The sequence below is a fragment of the Kitasatospora sp. NPDC023176 genome, assembly GCF_055560495.1.
The window spans coordinates 38323-54484 of the sequence record NZ_JBVHIP010000016.1; the positions used below are offsets into that span (position 1 = coordinate 38323).

Genomic DNA, 16162 nt, shown 5'->3' on the forward strand with positions numbered 1-16162 from the left:
CGGGTTCCGGGCCGTGCGCCGGGCCGGAGATCACTGGGTGGTGGTGACGGTCAGGTACGAGGAGGAGATCTCCGCGCCCTGGCCCCAGAGCCGGTCGCCCGGCCGGCTGTTCGGGTCGACGAAGGTCTGCGGGGCCGGCCGGCCGCTCAGCGGGGCGTAGTAGTAGCCCGGGGTGGTGTCCAGCCGGACGAGCCCGCGGCCGTCCTGGCCGGCGCCGTCCATGATGGTGAACGTCCCCAGGCCGCACAGGAGTTGGCGCGGCGCGACGGCCTGGTCGGTGCCGCCGTGGTCGGTGACCAGGTGGGACCGGTCGGCCGGGCGGGCGCCGAGGCCGGACACGCTGTACACCGGGATGCCGTCGATCATCCAGGTCGCACGGGTGCGGCTGTCGTCCAGCACGATCCGGTAGTTCAGGGACGCGCCCTTGGAGATGGTCGCCACCGGCACCGCGTAGGCGAAGGCCGAGTACGTGGTGTTGGGGTAGCGCAGCCGCTCGTACCAGGCGTACACCGTGTTGTCGGTGACGTGGAGGTCCATCAGCACGCCCGTCTCCAGGTCGGCCACGACCATCCCGCCGTTGGCGAGCCGGAGGTCGGACTGGGCGTCGGTGGCGTTCACGCCGAACGGGTTGGCCCCGGTCTTGCGGGTGGTCACCGACAGGTTGGCGTCGCAGGTCCAGCTGCCGGTGGCCGGGGTGTCGTAACCGGCGAAGCCCGCCGTGGAGTTGTGGTTGGCGAAGGTCAGCCACTTGGTGTGGTCGCGGTCGCCGGCACCGCCGGCGGTCTGCTGGGCGGTGGTGAAGGCGAAGGCCGGGTTCCCGGTGGCCGGGTCGGTCCCGCTCGGTATCACGTGCAGCCCGTTCGCGTCCGTACTGGGGATGCCGTCACCGCTCGGCATGCCGGGCGCGGGCCAGAGCTGCCACTTGCCGGCGGCGGAGGTGTCGAAACCGCTCTGGAAGTCGTCGGTGAAGACGGTCGTGGTCGTGCCGGCGGCGTGGGCCGGGGAGGTCGCGACCGGGACGACCGCGGAGGCCAGGGCCAGTGCGGCGGCGGCGCGGACGAGACGTCTGATCGGGCGCATGGCAGCAGGTACCTTTCGAGGTTGCTCGGGCTTGTTCGGGGACGTTCGGGGTTGTTCGGGGTTGTTCGCGGGTGTGAGGTCCCGGCGGTTCGGGGTACGGCCGGCGGGCGGGGTTCAGCGGGCGGCCGTCAGCAGATCCGCTATCGCGTCCGCGTTGCCCGCGTCCATCAGTTCGTCGCCCGGTATCCGTCGGCCGTACTCGTGCTCCAGGATGACGGAGAGTTCGAGCATGACCAGGGAGTCGATGTCGATGTCGGAGAACCGGGTGGCGGGCGTGACCTCGCCCTCCACCGCGAACTTCTCCACCAGGAGTCCGACGATCCGGTCGGCCACTGCGCTCATGGGTTCTCGCCTTTCGATGCCGGCCGGCCCTGCCCGGGCCGGCCTCGGTACGTCGTTCGGATGGGGTGGGGGGCGCGCCGGGGAGCTGCGCCTCAGTCTCCGAGGACGCCGTCCACCGTGATGTCGGGCCAGGTCAGGGCGGTGGAGCCCCAGTTGAGACCGACCCCGAAGGTGCTGGAGAGGATGCGGTCGCCGACACCGAAGGTCCCGGCCGCGGCGGCGTGGGTCATCGCCAGCGGAATGGAGGCCGCCGAGGTGTTGCCCACCCGGTCGATGTGCAGCAGGACCCGCTCGCGCTGCACCTTCAGCAGGTCGGAGACCGCGTACAGGATCCGGGAGTTGGCCTGGTGACCGGCGAACCAGTCGACGTCCCCGACCTCCCAGCCGATCCGGTCCAGCAGCTTCGCCGAGGAGGAGCTCATCCGCTCGACCGCGTGGGAGAACAGGTCCTTGCCGCGCATGGCGAGCAGGTTGTCCTCCTCCGTCGGCGGCTGCCGGTGGGAGCGCTGCCGGGAGCCGCCGACCGCCAGCCGGGCCAGATCGTGGTGCTCACCGTCGCTGCCGAGGTCGAAGCCCCGGAACGCGCCCGGCTCGTCCGGATCACCGGCCCGCAGCACCGCCGCGCCGGCCCCGTCGCCGAAGATGATCGCCGAGGCCCGGTCCCGGTGGTTCAGCCGGGTGGACCAGATGTCGGCCCCGATCACCAGCGCCCGGTCGACCAGGCCGGCCGAGATCGCGCCGACGGCGTTGGCCATCCCGTAGACCCAGCCGGTGCAGGCCGCCGAGAGGTCGTACGCCCAGGGCTCGCCGAGGCCCAGCCGGTGGGCGATCTCCGGTGCGGTGGCGGGCATCGGCTGGTTGGGGGTGCTGGTCGCGAGCACCACCAGGCCGACCGTACCGCCCCCGGCGGACTCCATCGCCCGCTGTCCGGCGGTGATCGCGAGATCGCCGGTGACCGTACCGGGGTCGGCCCAGTGCCGTTGCCGGATGCCGGTCCTGGTCCGGATCCAGGTGTCGTCGCTGCCGACCAGCTCGCCGATCTCGTCGTTGGAGACGATCCTCGGCGGCACCATCGCGCCGAGCCCCTCCAGTACCGCGGCCCTGGTCACACCGCCACCTCCGCCCGGTCGTCGCGGACCCGGCCGGCCGGCAGCCGGTGGGTCGCCGCACAGCGGATCCGGAGGTGTTCGAAGGCCGCGGCGATGTCGACCACGCGCCAGTCCTCCCCCTCCCTGGTGGTGAGCAGCCGCGGTTCGACCAGTTCCACGGACAGCGGCGCCGGGCCGGCCACCGGCCGGTGCGGGTCGCCGATCTCCAGCACGGTCTGCCGCATCCAGAGCGTGTCGCTCTCGGCGCGGGGGACGTCGTCCAGTCCGTAGATCAGGATCTGGCCCAGCTGGATCGCGCCGACGAAGGCGTCGATGACCGAGACCGACCCGTGGCTGTAGCTCTCCAGCCCGCCCACCGGGCCGGCCGGCGGCTCCACCGCGCGGCTGCCGAGCAGGGCGGTCGCCCGCCGGGCGGACAGGTCCACCCGCAGGTCCTCGATGGTCTGCGCCCTGCTCCGGTGCGCGGCGGCGAAGGGCCGCAGCGGGGCCGGCCCGAGCAGTACGTCGGGCGAGTCGCAGCGGGCGGTCCGGGCGGCGCCGGCCGGGAGCTGCGGGTGCTCGACCTCCAGGCGGGCCCGCAACTCGCCGACCTGGCAGTCCACCACGGTCGAGTGCCCGGACGGCCGGGCGGCGGTGGCGCGGACGGCGAAGCCCCCCAGCTCCTCCTCCACCGGCTTGGTCCCGGCCTTCAGCCGCACCCGGCGCAGCCGGAGCCGGCCGCGCTGCTCGGCGCCCAGGCCGAACGTGTGCGTCAGGTGCAGTTCGGCGGCCTCCCCCGCGATCAGCAGGGCGTCGATGCTGCTCAGGTGCGGGGCCTGGTCGGTGCCGCCCTTGCGGGACCAGTCGGCCGGGTACTCGACGGCTCCGCGGGCCAGCACCGTACCGGTGCCGTCGGCCTGCGAGCTGATCCGGATGTCGGTCAGCCGCTGCCGCGCCCTGCGGTAGCCGCTGCCGAAGAAGCGGCGCTCCCCCGCGCCGAGGTAATCGTCCACCGTGGTGCGGGCCGGTGCGCCCGGCGTCTGTGTCGTGCCGATCATCTCACTCCCCCGTGGTTGTCGATCACGGCTGCGAGCCGCGTGAAGAATGCGTCCTTGGACTGTCGTTGGAAGAAGTGCCCGCCGGGGACCACCTGGAGGGTCCCGCCCCGCATGGAGTGCTCGGACCAGGCGGCCGCGTCCGCCACCGCCACCAGGGGGTCGTCGGCACCGGCGAAGACGTCGATGGGGCAGGGCAGTTGGTAGCTGAGGTCGGTGTGCCGACGGCTCTCGCACAGTTCCAGGCCGGCCCGGACCTGGGCGAGGTGCTCGGCGAGCCGGTCCGGGCAGCTGCGGACGGCCTCCGGCAGACCGTCGAACGCGGCCAGCCGGCGCATGAGCCAGGCGTCGTCCAGGTGCAGCGCCGACTCCAGCGGGAGCGGCAGGTGCGGCGCCGAGTGGGCGCCCACCAGCAGCCGTTGCGGCAGCCGGCGCCCGGTCGCGGCCAGGAACCGGACCAGGTGGTACGCGACCAGCGAGCCCATGCTGTGGCCGTAGCACAGGTACGGTTCGTCCAACTGCGCACCGAGCTGCGCCTGCAGGGCCCGGGCGAGCGCGGCGAGGTCCCGGTGGGGTCCGCTGCCGGGCCCGTCCCGCTCCGGCAGCCGGACCGCGACGACCTCGACCCGCGACCCCAGCCGCCGCTGCCAGCCGGCGAACGAGGCGGTGCTGCCGCCCGCGTGGTGGAAGCAGAACAGCCGGACCGGCCGCGCGGCCGGCGTCGCGCGGGCGGCGCGCACGTCGGCGAGACGGACGACGTCGGCACTCACAGGCTGTTCCTCTCCTACGGGCTACGGCGGGCGGCGGTGGGTGCGTGCCCGCCCCGGCCGGGGCGGGCACGCGGTCGGTCACTGCTCGGTGCCCCGCAGGTGGGCGGCCGAGGCGACGGCCAGCTGACGGGCCCGGGCGGTGTCGGCCAGCAGGCGGCCACCGCGCTTGACGACCCGGCCGGCCACCAGGACGGTGTCCACGTTGCCGGTGTGGGCGGCGAGGACCAGCGACTCGGCGGCGGTGGTGACCGGAGCCAGGTCGATGTCGTCGGCGCGGACCAGCACCAGGTCGGCGGCCTTGCCCGGCTCGATGGAGCCCGTCCGGTCGCCGAGGTGGACGGCGCGGGCGCCCTCGACGGTCGCCATCCGCAGCACGGCCTGGGCGGGCAGCACCGGCTCGCCCTCCGGCGTGTCGGCGCGGTCGGCGGCCAGCGCGAAGCGCATCTGGGTGAACAGGTCGCCGCTGGACTCCATCTCGGTGTCGATGCCGAGACCGGGGTTGACGCCCGCGGTGCGCAGCCGGCGCACGGCCACGTTGCGGCCCAGTCCGGGCATGGTGAGCTCGATCTGCGGGCAGATCGACACGGTGGTGCCGGAGTCCGCGAGCAGCTTGAGCGCGTCGGGCTCGGCGCCGTTGACGTGCGCCAGGTTGACGTCCGGGCCGAGCAGGCCGGCCTGGTGGAGCAGCTGGACGCCCTGGTGCTCGGGGCTGGGGCTGCCGGTGGACAGGTGCGTGGTGATCGGGACGCCGAGCTCGCGGGCGAGGGCGAAGTCCTTGACCGCGTTGTCGATGCCGGAGTAGTCCGGGCCCTTGGCGGCCATCGCGAGGGTGACCAGCCCGTCGTCCGAGGGGAGCAGCTGCTCGCGGACGCGGCGGATGTCGAGCGGGTGGGTGGCGGCGAAGTCGAGCTTCGAGCCGATCGGCCAGGCGTGGCCGAACACGGCGCGCACGCCCGCGTCCTGGAGGGCCCGGACGGCGGCGTCGGCGTGCTCGGGCGAGTTCATCGCGTGGGCCCAGTCGAGCACCGTGGTGATGCCCGCGTTGAGCGCGGTGAGCGCGCCGAGGTAGGTGCCCGCGTAGACGTCCTCCGGGCGGACCTTGTCGCCGAGGCCGATCAGGGTCTGACCGACGTACTCCATGATCGAGGCCTCGGAGTCGGACTGCCGGAGGCTGCTCTGCCAGGTGTGCCGGTGGGCGTCCACCAGGCCGGGCAGGACGAAGGTGCCCGAGGCGTCGATCACCTCGGTGTCGGGGGCCGGCTGGAGGTCGGTCCCGACGGCCGTGATCCGGCCGTCCTCGATGAGCACGTCGCCCGTGGGGAATTCGCGGTTCTGGGCGTCCATCGTGACGATCCAGCCGCCACGGACCAGGGTCCGCTGAGTGGTCAAGGCAATTCTCCCAGTGTCTCCGGTGACGGCCCGGGGGTCGGGCCGTCGTCGTTCGGTTCGGTGGCCGGGCGGATCGGTCCGTCCGGCCGGTGGGGGCCGGGGCGAGCCCCGGCCCCGGTCATGCGGCGGCCGACCCGGCGCCGGCCCGGGCGTCGACCGCCCACACCAGCAGGGCCAGCAGGGCCAGCGCGGCTCCCACCGCGCACACCGCGCCCCAGCCCGCCGCCGCGTAGGCGGCGCCCGAGGCGGCGGATCCGGCGAAGCCGCCGATGAAGTAGGTGGTGGTGTAGGCGGTGGTGATCCGGCTGCGCGCGTCGGCCCGCAGCCGGTAGATCACGCTGAGGTTGGTGACCTGGACGCCCTGGACACCCAGGTCGAGCAGGACCACCCCGAGCAGCAGGGCGACCAGCCAGTGCCCTCCGTTCAGCGCGAGCAGGCCCCAGCCGGCGAGCACCACCGCCAGCAGGACGCCGGTGGTCACACGGTCCAGCCGCCGGTCGGCGAACCGGCCGGCGATCCGGGCCGCGTACGCCCCGACCGCGCCGACCAGACCGACCAGGCCGATCAGCGCCGCGTCGAAGTCGTACGGCGGCCGGGCGAGCAGGAAGGCGACGGAGGCCCAGAAGGCGTTGAACCCGGCGAAGGTGACGAAGCCGAGCAGGCAGCGCCGCCGCAGCACCGGTTCCTCCCGCAGGATGGTCAGGACCGAGCGGAGCAGCGCCGGGTAGGGGAGCCGGGCGGCCGGCTCGACCTTCGGCAGCCGGAGCCTCAACACGGCGGCCAGCAGCAGGGTGAGCACCCCGGCGGCGACGAACACCGCCCGCCAGCCGGCCCAGCCGCCGAGCAGCCCGCTGCCGGTCCGGGCGAAGAGGATGCCCAGCAGCAGCCCGCTCATCACCCGTCCGGAGACCTTGCCCCGCTCCTCCGCGCCGGCCAGGGAGGCCGCGAAGGCGACCAGCATGGGCCCGACCACGGTGCACATCGACAGCACCGCCATCGCCGCGACCAGCACGGCGAAGTCGGGCGCGGCCGCGGCGACGGCGCAGGCGACGGCCGTCACGGTGAGCATCACCACGACGATCCGGCGGCGTTCCGTGACGTCCCCGAGGGGCACCAGCAGGGCGAGCCCGGCCGCGTACCCGAGCTGGCCGACGGTGGTGACCAGGGAGGCCGACCCGCTGCCGAGCCGGAAGGCGTCGGCGATCCCGTTGAGCAGCGGTTGCACGTAGTACAGGTTGGCGACCGCGAGACCGCAGGCCCAGGCGAACAGGGTCACCAGGCGGGGGTCGATGCCCGCGCCGGGACCGGCTGCCGGGCCGGTCGGGGCGGGGGGTGACGCCGGCTCCGTGTCGTGGGCCGGGGTTCGGGGGGTCATGGCTGTCCTTCCCTGTCCTTCCGTCAGGACGGTGTGCGGGGGGTCAGGGGGTGTCGGAGCTGGCCGGCCGGGCAGCGCGCAGGAACCGGAGCACCTGGTCGGGGCGGTCCGCGCCGGCCAGCAGCGCGAGGTGGCCGTCGGGGCGGACCACCGCGAAGGCGGGGTTCCGGCCGAAGGTGCGGTCGAGGATCCGGGCCGGCCCGCCGGAGACCCGCGCGAGGTCGCGCACCGTGATCCCGGGGTCGAGCTTCCCGCTCAGCGACCGGGCCCGCTGCGCCCAGTCGGCCTTCGGGCGCCGCCCGGGCCAGAGCAGCACGGTGTAGTACGCGGGGTCGAGGGTCGGCATGCCCGAGTCCGGCTCCGGCGGGACGAACATCGGGACGCGCTGGCCGGGCTCGATCGGCCGCGGGTGGCGCAGCAGGATCGGCTCGGTGGCGAGCCGGCCGTAGCTGACGTCGACCTGGCTCAGCAGCGGCACGACCATCCGGCTGACCAGCCCGGTCTTGCAGGCGAGGGTGAACAGCGTGTCGCGCACGGCGATCCGCCCCGCGCTGCGCTGGAGCGCGAACCGGGCCTGCGCCGCCGAGGTGCGCGAGAGCCGGGTGGTGCCGGCCTGCCGCTCGGGGGCGTAGCTCTCCAGGACCGACTCCCGCAGGGTGCCGTTGACCACGCCGGCCAGCTTCCAGCCGAGGTTGGCGACGTCCATCAGGCCGACGTTGAGGCCCTGGCCGCCGGCCGGGCTCACCACGTGCGCGGCGTCGCCGACCAGGAAGCACCGGCCCTTGCTGAAGGTCTCGGCGATGCCGAGCCGCGGGCGGAAGGCCCGGGTCCAGTCCGGTGTGCCGACCTGGATGTCGCGCCGGGAGCGGGAGCTGAGGATGTGCTGGATCAACTCGCGCGAGGGGTTGCCGTCCTCCTCGCGCCGGTGCGGGGTGGTGGCGGCGAAGCGGTAGCTGCCGTTGCTCAGCGGCACGATCGCGGCGACGCCGTCGCGACAGTAGTAGTACTGGCCGAGCGGCGGGACGTCCCCGGAGAGCGGTACGTCGCCGATGGCGTAGGTGACGTCGATCTCCTCGCCGTCGAAGCGGATCCCGAGTTCGCTCCGCACGGTGCTGGCCGGTCCGTCCGCGCCGATCAGCCAGTGCGGCTCGACGGTCTCGCCGGTGCCGTCGGAGTGCTTGAGCACGGCCCGCGGGCGGGCCCCGGAACCGTCCAGCGAGACCAGTTCCACCCCGCGCTCGACGACCCCGCCGAGCTCGGCCAGGCGCCCGCGCAGGACGCGCTCGGTGTCGCGCTGCGGCAGCGCCAGGATGAAGGGGTACGGCGAGTCGTCGAGGGTGCTGAGGTCGGCGGTGCCGAGCAGCCGGCCCTCGGAGTAGTAGCTGAGGCCGGTGGTCCGCCGGCCCTCCCGGACGAGGGCGTCGGCGACTCCGATCCGCCGGAGCATCTCCAGGTTGCGCGGCCAGACGAGGACCGCCTTGGAGTGCGGGTCGCTGGTGTCGATCCGCTCCTGACGGTCAATCAGCCTGACGTTCACGTCCTGCTGGAGGAGTTCGCAGGCCAGCGCCATGCCGATGGGTCCGGCGCCCACGATCAGCACCTGCGGGGCGGGGTCGCGACCGGCGCCCGGCTGGGCCGGGGGCTGCTCGTCGGCGGGCATGTGGGGTCCTTCCGTCTCGGTGGCCGCGGTCGGCGGTCCTGGAACACCCGGTGACCGCGGTCGGCGGTCCCGGCACGTCTCGGTGACCGCGGTCAGCGGTCCTGGAACTTCTCGATGGCGCTCTGCGCGACGCCCATGGCGTTGATCGCCCGGGGCACCCCGGCGTAGAGCGCGACCTGGCTCAGCGTCTCGGCGACCTCCTCGGCGGTGGCGCCGTTGCGCAGCGCTCCACCGACGTGGAAGCCGAGTTGGCCCTCGCAGCCGCCGAGGGCGGCCAGGACGGCGACCGTCACCAGCTGGCGGGTGCGCAGGTCGAGGCCGGGACGGCCGACCACCTCGGCCAGGCCGAAGGCGACGGTCTCGGCGAGCGCCGGAGCGGTCGCGTCCAGCGCCTCCCAGGGCACGGCGGCGGTGTCTCCGGCGAGGCGGCGGAAGACCTCGCCGGCCTCCTTCCGCAGCGGGTCGGCGGACTGGTGCTCGGTCATCTCTGTTCTCCGGGAGAGTGGTTGGGGAACGGGGCACAGGGCACGGGGGCACAGGGCACAGGGCGCGGTGGCGGATCGCCCGCGCGCGGCGCGGGTCAGGCCGGCAGTGGGGCCGGGGTGTCGGCCCAGCAGGTCCACGCCCGGCCGCGGGCCTGGTCCACCAGCGCCCGGTCGGCATTGGCGACCACGACCGGGTGTCCGACCGACTCCAGCAGGGGCAGGTCGGAGATGTGGTCCCCGTACGCCCAGGAGCGCGGGAGGTCGAGCCCGTGCGTCCGGGCGGCCCCGGCGAGCGCCTCCGCCTTGTACCGGCCGATCATCGGGTGCGGGAGTTCTCCGGTGTAGCGGCCGTCGGCGACGGTGGGCCGGGCGCAGATGACCAGGTCCGCGCCGAGGTGACGGCCGATCGGGTCGAGGCAGGGCGGGAAGGAGCCGGACACCAGCACCGTCAGGTGCCCCTGCCGCCGGTGGCCCTGGAAGGCCGCCAGCGCGCGCCGGTGGAAGAGCGAGCCGCCGGCGAGTTCCCGGGCGAACCACTCCCGGCCCAGCTCGGCGAGTTCGGCCTCCGGCCGCCCCGCGTAGTTCCGGTAGTACAGCAGGTTGGCCTCCTCCCGCCGGCCGTTGGCCCGGGCTTCGGCGAGACGGGCCATCGCCTCGTCGAACGCCGCGTCCGGCAGGCCGCGGGCGGCCAGGTCGAACCGGAGGAAGCCGATCATGCTGACCACGGTGGTCAGGGTCTCGTCGACGTCGAAGAAGGCGGCCCGGCGCCCGGTGGCGCTCACTTCGCCCCCAGCACTCCGGCGGGGACCCGCTCGGTCTCCAGTCGCAGGTCCTGCCCGCCGTAGTCCGCCTTCGCCCGTCGGATCGCCTCGTCCACCGGGATCAGCGCCGGCAGGTCGAGCAGCTTGACGATCTGCTGCAGCCGCTCGGCGATCGTGCCGCCGATCACGTGGTACGGCATCCCCATCTCGGCGAAGCTGCTCAGCAGCATCTCGTCGCAGAGCCGCCGGAACTGGTCGTTCATCGGCCGGTGGCCGTCCGCGACGATCGGCAGCTCGTTGCGCAGGTGCACGAAGGTGTCGTAGGTCTTGGCGACGTGCTGCTTGAAGGCGCTGCCGTACTGGACCATCACCTGCTCGAAGAAGTCCATCTCGGCGGTCCGGGCCACGGCTTCGCCCTCCGGGAGGTGGGCGGAGGCGGTCGGGTTGATGCCCGCCCGGACCCGCAGCGTGCCGTAGATCCACTCCTGCAGCGAGGACCCGTCGGAGACGAAGCCGTCGCCCAGGAGGTTCTCGTGCACCGCGCGCTCGACGTGCCGGCGCATCACCAGCTGGAGGAACTCCGGCGGGGTGCACTCGGCGAGTGCCTTGCCCGGCAGGGCTTCGGGAAGGATCTCCCGCATGGTCTTGGCCAGCGTCCTCGGTATGCCGGTCAGATGCGACAGCGCCATCACCGTGAACGTCTTGCCGGACGAGTACGTACCCGAGACTGCCAACTTCACCTTGCGCCCCCTTGTGACCGGTCTTCCGGCTCGTCGGACGGCGAATCCCCGGGCCCGGCCCGCGTTCCCCGCCGGCCGGGCCGCCTTCGCCCGGAGACGACGCTAGATCGTCCGCGATCCTGGTGGCAGTGTCGGATCATGGTGGTGGTGGCACCACCAGGCACCGGGTACCGGACAGCACGACGGGGGCGGGCGGGCGTGGGGGAACGCCCGCCCGCCCCCGTGGGGCGGAGCGGTCCGGTCAGGCCACCGCGCGGCCCTGATCGGAGAGTTGACGCAGCAGCAGCTTGAACGGGGCGGAGGCGGCGGTCTGCTCGTCCGGCCCGTAGAGGTGCAGCCTGAGGTGCGGCGCCTCGCTCAGGTCCAGCGCGGTGTGCTCGAAGGTCAGCGCGCCGCAGCGGGGGTGCAGGACGGTCTTGGTCGCCCGGGTGGCCAGGCTGATCTCGTGCCGGTCCCAGAACGTGCGGAACAACGGGCTCTCGGTGCGCAGCCGTTGGGCGATGTCCATGAAGTGGTGGTCGTCCGGGTAGCGCGCCGCCTGGTCCCGGAGGAATCCGATGACCTCCCCGGCCACCGCCTCGGTGTCCGGGAACCTGGCGCGCCACTCGGTGTCGAGGAAGAACCGGACCGCCTGGTTGTTGTTCGCCTCGGTCAGCCCGAACACCTCGCGGGCGGCCTCGTTGAAGACCGGGATGTTGCCGTAGCGGTCGACCAGTTTGGCCGGGAACGGCATCCAGCGGTCGACGATCCGCTGGAGCCTCGGCGGGACCCCCTCGGTGTGGGTGTCGCGGGGCAGTGGGGAGTTGAGCCCGGCCAGCCGGTACAGGTGGGCCCGCTCGGGCTCGCCCAGCCGCAGGGCCCGGCTCACCGCGTCCACGACGTCCGGGGAGACCTTGATGTCCCGCCCCTGTTCGAGCCAGGTGTACCAGGAGACCCCGATACCGGCGAGCACCGCCACCTCCTCCCGCCTCAGCCCGGGGGTGCGCCGGAACCCGGCCGAGGGTAATCCGACGTCCTCCGGTTTGAGCGCGGCGCGGCGGCTCCGCAGGAAGTCTCGCAGCTCCGTCCGTCGAACGTGCCTCGCATGCGTACTGTCAATCGCCTTCTCCATAGGACCAGACTAACTCTGGAGTTTTCGGCCGAAACATCAGCGGGGCACCGGACTTGACCGGGAAGACCTGCCTGACCTGCGGTTCTCTCCGCGCTCAAGCAGCCCTGCCGGCGCATCCGGAATCCTCGGCTCGATTTCTTCACGATTCCCCAGCGACCGCCACCTGCGGTCACGCGAATACCGTGACGATTTACGCCGATTCCGGCCCGGGTTCGGTCAGCGGGGGTGAATGCCGCCGTTCAGCCCGATCACCTGGTCGGTGAGGTAGCCGTTGCGCAGCACCGCCATCACCAGGTCGGCGACCTCCTCCGGGCGCCCGTACCGTCCGACCGGGACGGCGGGCGAGAGGCTGCCCTCGGTGAGCGAGGGCAGCATCCGGGTGTTCTCGATCAGCGCCGGCGCCACCGCGTTGACCGTCACCCCGTGCCCGGCGACCTGGGGCGCCAGGGCGTGCACCAGGCCGTGCAGCCCGGCCTTGGAGGCCGCGTAGTGCGGGCCGACGATGCCGCCGATGAAGGCGGCGGTCGAGGAGATGAAGACCAGCCGGCCGTAGCGGCGCGCCATCATCGCCGGGATCACCTCCTGGGCCAGCAGGAAGGGCGCGCGGAGGTTCACCGCGAGGGTGCGGTCCCAGGTCCGGGTGTCGACGGCGAGACGGATCCGGCGAGGCGCGTAGCCGGCGTTGGGGATCAGCACGTCGATCGGTCCGAGCGCGTCCGTGGCCTCCTGGACCAGCCGTTCCGGCGTCAGCGGATCAGCCAGGTCGCCCTCCAGGGCGACCGCGTCGAGCCCGATCTCCCATGCCTCCTCGGCCAGCAGTTTCGCCTCGGCGTACCGGCCGCCGGCCGCGAAGGCCACCCGCGCACCGGCCGAGATCAACCGGCGGCCCAGCGCACCGCCGATCCCGCCGGACGCCCCGGTCAGCAGCACCGCCCTCCCGGCCAGACCCGATTCCTCCAGGCGCATCATCAGCTCTTCCCCTCACCGTCGGACCAGCGATTCCCCCCTCACCATGCGGTCGTCGGACTGCCGGTGTCCAAGACTCTTTCCCGAAGCTGTCATACCCTGCGGGCATCACGACCGAGGAGGACCCGGTGGACCTGGACCTGCGGAAGCTGCGCTACTTCATGGCCGTCGCGGAACGGCAGCACTTCGGCCGGGCGGCGGAGGAACTGCACATCGCCCAGTCGGTGCTGTCCCGTCAGATCATGGCACTGGAACGGGAGTTACGTGCCCAGCTGTTCGTCCGCACCCGGCGCACCACCCGACTGACCGCCGCCGGCGAGCAGTTGCTCGCCGACGCCGGGCCGCTGCTGGCGAACGCCGAGGCGGTCCGCCGGCGGGTCGGTCTGGCCGCCGGCTCGGGACCGCTCGGCTTCGTCGTCGGCTTCATGCCCGGCCTGATCGTCACCCCGGCGGTCCGGGTCATGTCGCAGCGCCACCCCGAGCTGTCGGTCGAGGTGTTCCGCACCGGCTGGGACGACCAGGCCCAGGTGATCAGGGACGGCCGGGCGGACGTCGGCTACCTCCGGCTGCCGGTCGACCAGCGCGGGCTGACCGTGCTGCCGCTGCTCGCCGAACCACGGGTGGCGGTGCTCCCGGCCGACCACCGGCTGGCCGGCCACGACGCGGTCACCCTCGCCGACCTGGCCGGGGAGCACCTGCTGCAGAACCCCGACGCGGTGCTGCCCCCGCACGCGGCGTCCGCGCTGCTAAACGGGCGCACGCGGCCCTCCGTCCAGACCATCCGCACCGTCGAGGAGAAGCTGGAGTACGTCGCCGCGGGCCACGGCTTCGTCGTCCTCCCGCTGTCCGTCGCGACCTTCTACACCCGCCCGGACGTCACCCACCTCCCCGTCCACGCCCTCCCTCCGTGCCAGGTGGCGCTCGCCTGGGACCGCAGCCGGCGCAGCCCGCTGATCGAGGAGTTCGCCGGCATCGCGGCCATGCTCCAGGCCTCCTCGCTCAAGCCCCTGGACGCCCGGCAGCCCACCGCCCTCGGCTGAGGCTCCGGCCTGCGGCCTCCGACCTCCGGCGCCGGGACTACCGGCCCGCGATGACCTCCAGGGCCGGGCGCGGCGGGCGGCCGAGCAGGGCCGCCAGGTCGCCCGGCCCGCCCGGGCCGGCCAGGAAGCCGTGGGCGATCGCCGAGCAGGTGCCGACCAGCATCGGCACCTGGAAGTCGCGCAGGGTGTCCGAGGCCGCGGCCGCCGTACGGGCCCCGGCGAGCCGGCCCGGGCGGTACTCGGCGCCGAGCGCCTCGGCCACCTCCGCGCCGCCGACCGCCCGCTCCCCCACCAGCTCGTACGTCCGGCCCGCGTGCCCGGCGGGCGCCAGGGCGACGTTCACCGCCACCTCGGCGAGGTCCGCCCGCGCCACCGCCGCCAGCCGGCCCGCGCCCAGCGGCGCGGTGATCACCCCGTCCGGGCCGGGCGCGGCGATCGCGGCCAGCAGCTCCGCGTAGAGGCCGTTGCGCAGCACCGTCCAGCGCAGCGCGCCGGACTCGCGCAGCCGCCGCTCGGTCCAGCGGTGGGCGAGGGCGTAGGGCAGGTGGTCGCCGTCGCCGGAGAGGCTGGTGTAGACGACGTGCTCGACGCCCGCCGTCTCGGCCGCCTCGATCGCCGCACCGTGCCGGGCGATCACCACGTCGTCCTCGGCCGCACCCGCCGAGATCAGCAGCAGGGTCCGGACGTCCTTGAAGGCCTCGGCCAGGGTCTCCGGCCGGTCGAAGTCGACCAGCCGGGCCGGGGTGTCCTCCGGTACCTTTCCTGGGGTCCGCGACCCGGCGACGACGCCCGCGCGACCGCGCAGGCGCTCCAGCACGAGACCGCCCAGACCTCCGTTGACACCGGTGACGAGCAGCATGGTTCTCCTCCTGATGACTGGCCGCTGAAGACCTGACCATCCTCGGTAACCTGGCCGTCCGGCGTAAGGAGGCACTTTCATGTCCGTAGGGCACACCACGGTAACCACCGCCCGCCCGGTCGTCTGGTGCGAGGACGGCGTGGACTGCGGGATCCGCGACCTGCTGAACCGTCTCGGCGACCGGTGGTCGGTGCTGGCCGTGGTCGAACTCGCCCAGGGAGTACGGCGGTTCCGCGAGCTGCAGCGGGCCCTGCCGGGCATCTCGCAGCGGATGCTGACCCTGACGGTGCGCCGGCTGGAGCGCGACGGGCTGGTGTCGCGGACCGTCCACCCGACCGTCCCGCCCCAGGTCGAGTACGAGCTGACGCCGCTCGGGCACAGCCTGACCCACCTGGTGCGGGCGATGGTCGACTGGTCCTCCTCCCACCACGACGCGATCGTCGACTCCCGGCGGCAGTGGGACGAGGCCAACCCGGGCTCGGAGATCCGCTAGCGGCCCGGCGCCACCAGGTCCGTCGGGTCTGTGTTGGCGCCGCAGAGCACCACGCAGACCCGCTCGCCGGGCGCGGGCCGGTAGACCGGGAGCGCCGCCAGGGCGGTGGCGGCCGCGTGCTCGACGGCCAGCCGGTGGTCGTCCCAGAGCGCCCGGCGGGCCCGGAGGATCGCCTCGTCCGGCACCAGGACGGAGCGGACGTCGCCCTGCCGCGCCACGTCGAGGGCCATGGCGGAGGCGCGCCGCGCACCCAGGGAGTCGGCGGCGACCGAGTCGACCGGCACGTCGACCGGGTGGCCCGCCTCGACGGCGGCGTTCAGCGCCCGGCAGTGCTCGGGCTCCACGGCGACGGTGCGGATGCCGTGCTGCCGGGCGGCGGTGGCCACCCCGGCGAACAGCCCGCCGCCGCCGACGGCGACCACCACGGTGTCCAGGGCCGGGAGTTGCCGGTGGATCTCGTCCAGCAGGGTGCCGGCCCCGGCGGCGATCAACGGGTGGTCGTAGGCGTGCGCGGCCAGCGCGCCGCTGCCGGCGGCGAACTCCTCGCAGGCGGCCAGCGCTTCGGCGTACTCCGAGCCGACCGGCCGCACGTCGGCGCCGTAGCCGCGCAGCTTGGCCACCTTGACGGCGGGCGCGGTGGTGGGCACGAACACGGTGGCCCGTACACCCTGCTGCTGCGCGGCCCAGGCGCAGGCCAGGCCCGCGTTGCCGCCGGAGGCGATGGTCACGCCCGCGTCCGGGAGCGTGCCGGCCTCGCGGTGTGCCCGGATGAAGTTCTGCGCACCCCGGGCCTTGAAACTTCCGGTGTGCTGCAACTGCTCCAGGGCCAGCCAGAGCCCGGCGTCGGCCTGGGCCAGCGCCACGGGTCGGACGCGTCCGGCGATCCGGTCGGCGGCGGCCTTGATGTCGCCGTAGGAAAGCTGTGGCACTGGGTCAACTCCTGGATCT

Annotated in this window: 17 protein-coding genes; 2 read left to right on the top strand and 15 right to left on the bottom strand. The window is 73.8% G+C overall.

What is annotated here, in order from left to right:
- Positions 1 to 30: 30 nt before the first annotated feature.
- The 13 genes from ACZ3YL_RS22110 to ACZ3YL_RS22170 all read right to left on the bottom strand — a co-directional run bounded on the left by ACZ3YL_RS22110 (position 31) and on the right by ACZ3YL_RS22170 (position 12825).
- Positions 31 to 1080 (bottom strand): DUF6081 family protein, encoded by a 1050-nt coding sequence (locus ACZ3YL_RS22110; RefSeq protein ID WP_465659251.1) that lies wholly within the window; start codon positions 1078 to 1080, stop codon positions 31 to 33.
- 114 nt (positions 1081 to 1194) lie between these two features.
- Positions 1195 to 1422, bottom strand: coding sequence for an acyl carrier protein (locus ACZ3YL_RS22115; protein WP_188310015.1), 228 nt, complete (start codon positions 1420 to 1422; stop codon positions 1195 to 1197).
- Between the two features lie 92 nt (positions 1423 to 1514).
- Complete coding sequence (locus tag ACZ3YL_RS22120; protein WP_188310014.1) at positions 1515 to 2531, bottom strand: 3-oxoacyl-ACP synthase III family protein; 1017 nt, start codon at positions 2529 to 2531, stop codon at positions 1515 to 1517.
- A complete protein-coding gene (locus ACZ3YL_RS22125; RefSeq protein WP_188310013.1) occupies positions 2528 to 3568 on the bottom strand; it encodes an AvrD family protein in 1041 nt (346 codons plus the stop codon). Before ACZ3YL_RS22125 ends, ACZ3YL_RS22120 begins: the two co-directional genes overlap by 4 nt.
- On the bottom strand, positions 3565 to 4335 hold the full coding sequence (locus ACZ3YL_RS22130; RefSeq protein ID WP_188310012.1) for a thioesterase II family protein: 771 nt from the start codon (positions 4333 to 4335) through the stop codon (positions 3565 to 3567). The genes ACZ3YL_RS22125 and ACZ3YL_RS22130 overlap by 4 nt, the downstream gene beginning before the upstream one ends.
- Before the next feature lie 78 nt (positions 4336 to 4413).
- On the bottom strand, positions 4414 to 5724 hold the full coding sequence (locus tag ACZ3YL_RS22135) for an amidohydrolase family protein (RefSeq protein ID WP_188310011.1): 1311 nt from the start codon (positions 5722 to 5724) through the stop codon (positions 4414 to 4416).
- Between the two features lie 118 nt (positions 5725 to 5842).
- Entirely contained in the window at positions 5843 to 7099 is a 1257-nt protein-coding gene (locus ACZ3YL_RS22140) for an MFS transporter (protein ID WP_188310010.1), read from the bottom strand.
- A 43-nt stretch (positions 7100 to 7142) separates the two neighbouring features.
- Complete coding sequence (locus ACZ3YL_RS22145; protein ID WP_465659256.1) at positions 7143 to 8759, bottom strand: FAD-dependent monooxygenase; 1617 nt, start codon at positions 8757 to 8759, stop codon at positions 7143 to 7145.
- A gap of 92 nt (positions 8760 to 8851) precedes the next feature.
- A complete protein-coding gene (locus ACZ3YL_RS22150) occupies positions 8852 to 9244 on the bottom strand; it encodes a carboxymuconolactone decarboxylase family protein (RefSeq protein ID WP_188310008.1) in 393 nt (130 codons plus the stop codon).
- Between the two features lie 95 nt (positions 9245 to 9339).
- Positions 9340 to 10026: an HAD family hydrolase gene (locus tag ACZ3YL_RS22155; protein ID WP_188310007.1), complete on the bottom strand. Its 687-nt coding sequence runs from the start codon at positions 10024 to 10026 to the stop codon at positions 9340 to 9342.
- Positions 10023 to 10745, bottom strand: coding sequence for an AAA family ATPase (locus tag ACZ3YL_RS22160; RefSeq protein WP_465659259.1), 723 nt, complete (start codon positions 10743 to 10745; stop codon positions 10023 to 10025). The genes ACZ3YL_RS22155 and ACZ3YL_RS22160 overlap by 4 nt, the downstream gene beginning before the upstream one ends.
- Positions 10746 to 10986: 241 nt before the next feature.
- Complete coding sequence (locus ACZ3YL_RS22165; protein WP_188310005.1) at positions 10987 to 11856, bottom strand: helix-turn-helix transcriptional regulator; 870 nt, start codon at positions 11854 to 11856, stop codon at positions 10987 to 10989.
- Positions 11857 to 12072: 216 nt separating this feature from the next.
- The gene (locus tag ACZ3YL_RS22170) at positions 12073 to 12825 is read right to left on the bottom strand and encodes an SDR family NAD(P)-dependent oxidoreductase (RefSeq protein ID WP_465659262.1); all 753 of its coding nucleotides are present in this window, start codon (positions 12823 to 12825) and stop codon (positions 12073 to 12075) included.
- 125 nt (positions 12826 to 12950) lie between these two features.
- Here ACZ3YL_RS22170 and ACZ3YL_RS22175 point away from each other — a divergent pair, with 125 nt between their 5' ends.
- Positions 12951 to 13862: a LysR family transcriptional regulator gene (locus ACZ3YL_RS22175; RefSeq protein WP_465659264.1), complete on the top strand. Its 912-nt coding sequence runs from the start codon at positions 12951 to 12953 to the stop codon at positions 13860 to 13862.
- A 37-nt stretch (positions 13863 to 13899) separates the two neighbouring features.
- Here ACZ3YL_RS22175 and ACZ3YL_RS22180 read toward each other — a convergent pair whose 3' ends face one another.
- Positions 13900 to 14721 (bottom strand): NAD(P)H-binding protein, encoded by an 822-nt coding sequence (locus ACZ3YL_RS22180; protein ID WP_465659266.1) that lies wholly within the window; start codon positions 14719 to 14721, stop codon positions 13900 to 13902.
- A 79-nt stretch (positions 14722 to 14800) separates the two neighbouring features.
- Between ACZ3YL_RS22180 and ACZ3YL_RS22185 the strand changes: the two genes are divergently transcribed.
- Positions 14801 to 15214 carry a winged helix-turn-helix transcriptional regulator gene (locus ACZ3YL_RS22185; protein ID WP_465659268.1) on the top strand — a complete coding sequence of 138 codons (414 nt, stop codon included), beginning with the start codon at positions 14801 to 14803 and terminating at the stop codon, positions 15212 to 15214.
- On the opposite strand, the gene ACZ3YL_RS22190 is transcribed toward ACZ3YL_RS22185, so the two are convergent.
- A complete protein-coding gene (locus tag ACZ3YL_RS22190; protein ID WP_465659269.1) occupies positions 15211 to 16143 on the bottom strand; it encodes a threonine/serine dehydratase in 933 nt (310 codons plus the stop codon). The genes ACZ3YL_RS22185 and ACZ3YL_RS22190 overlap by 4 nt on opposite strands.
- Between the last annotated feature and the right edge of the window lie 19 nt (positions 16144 to 16162).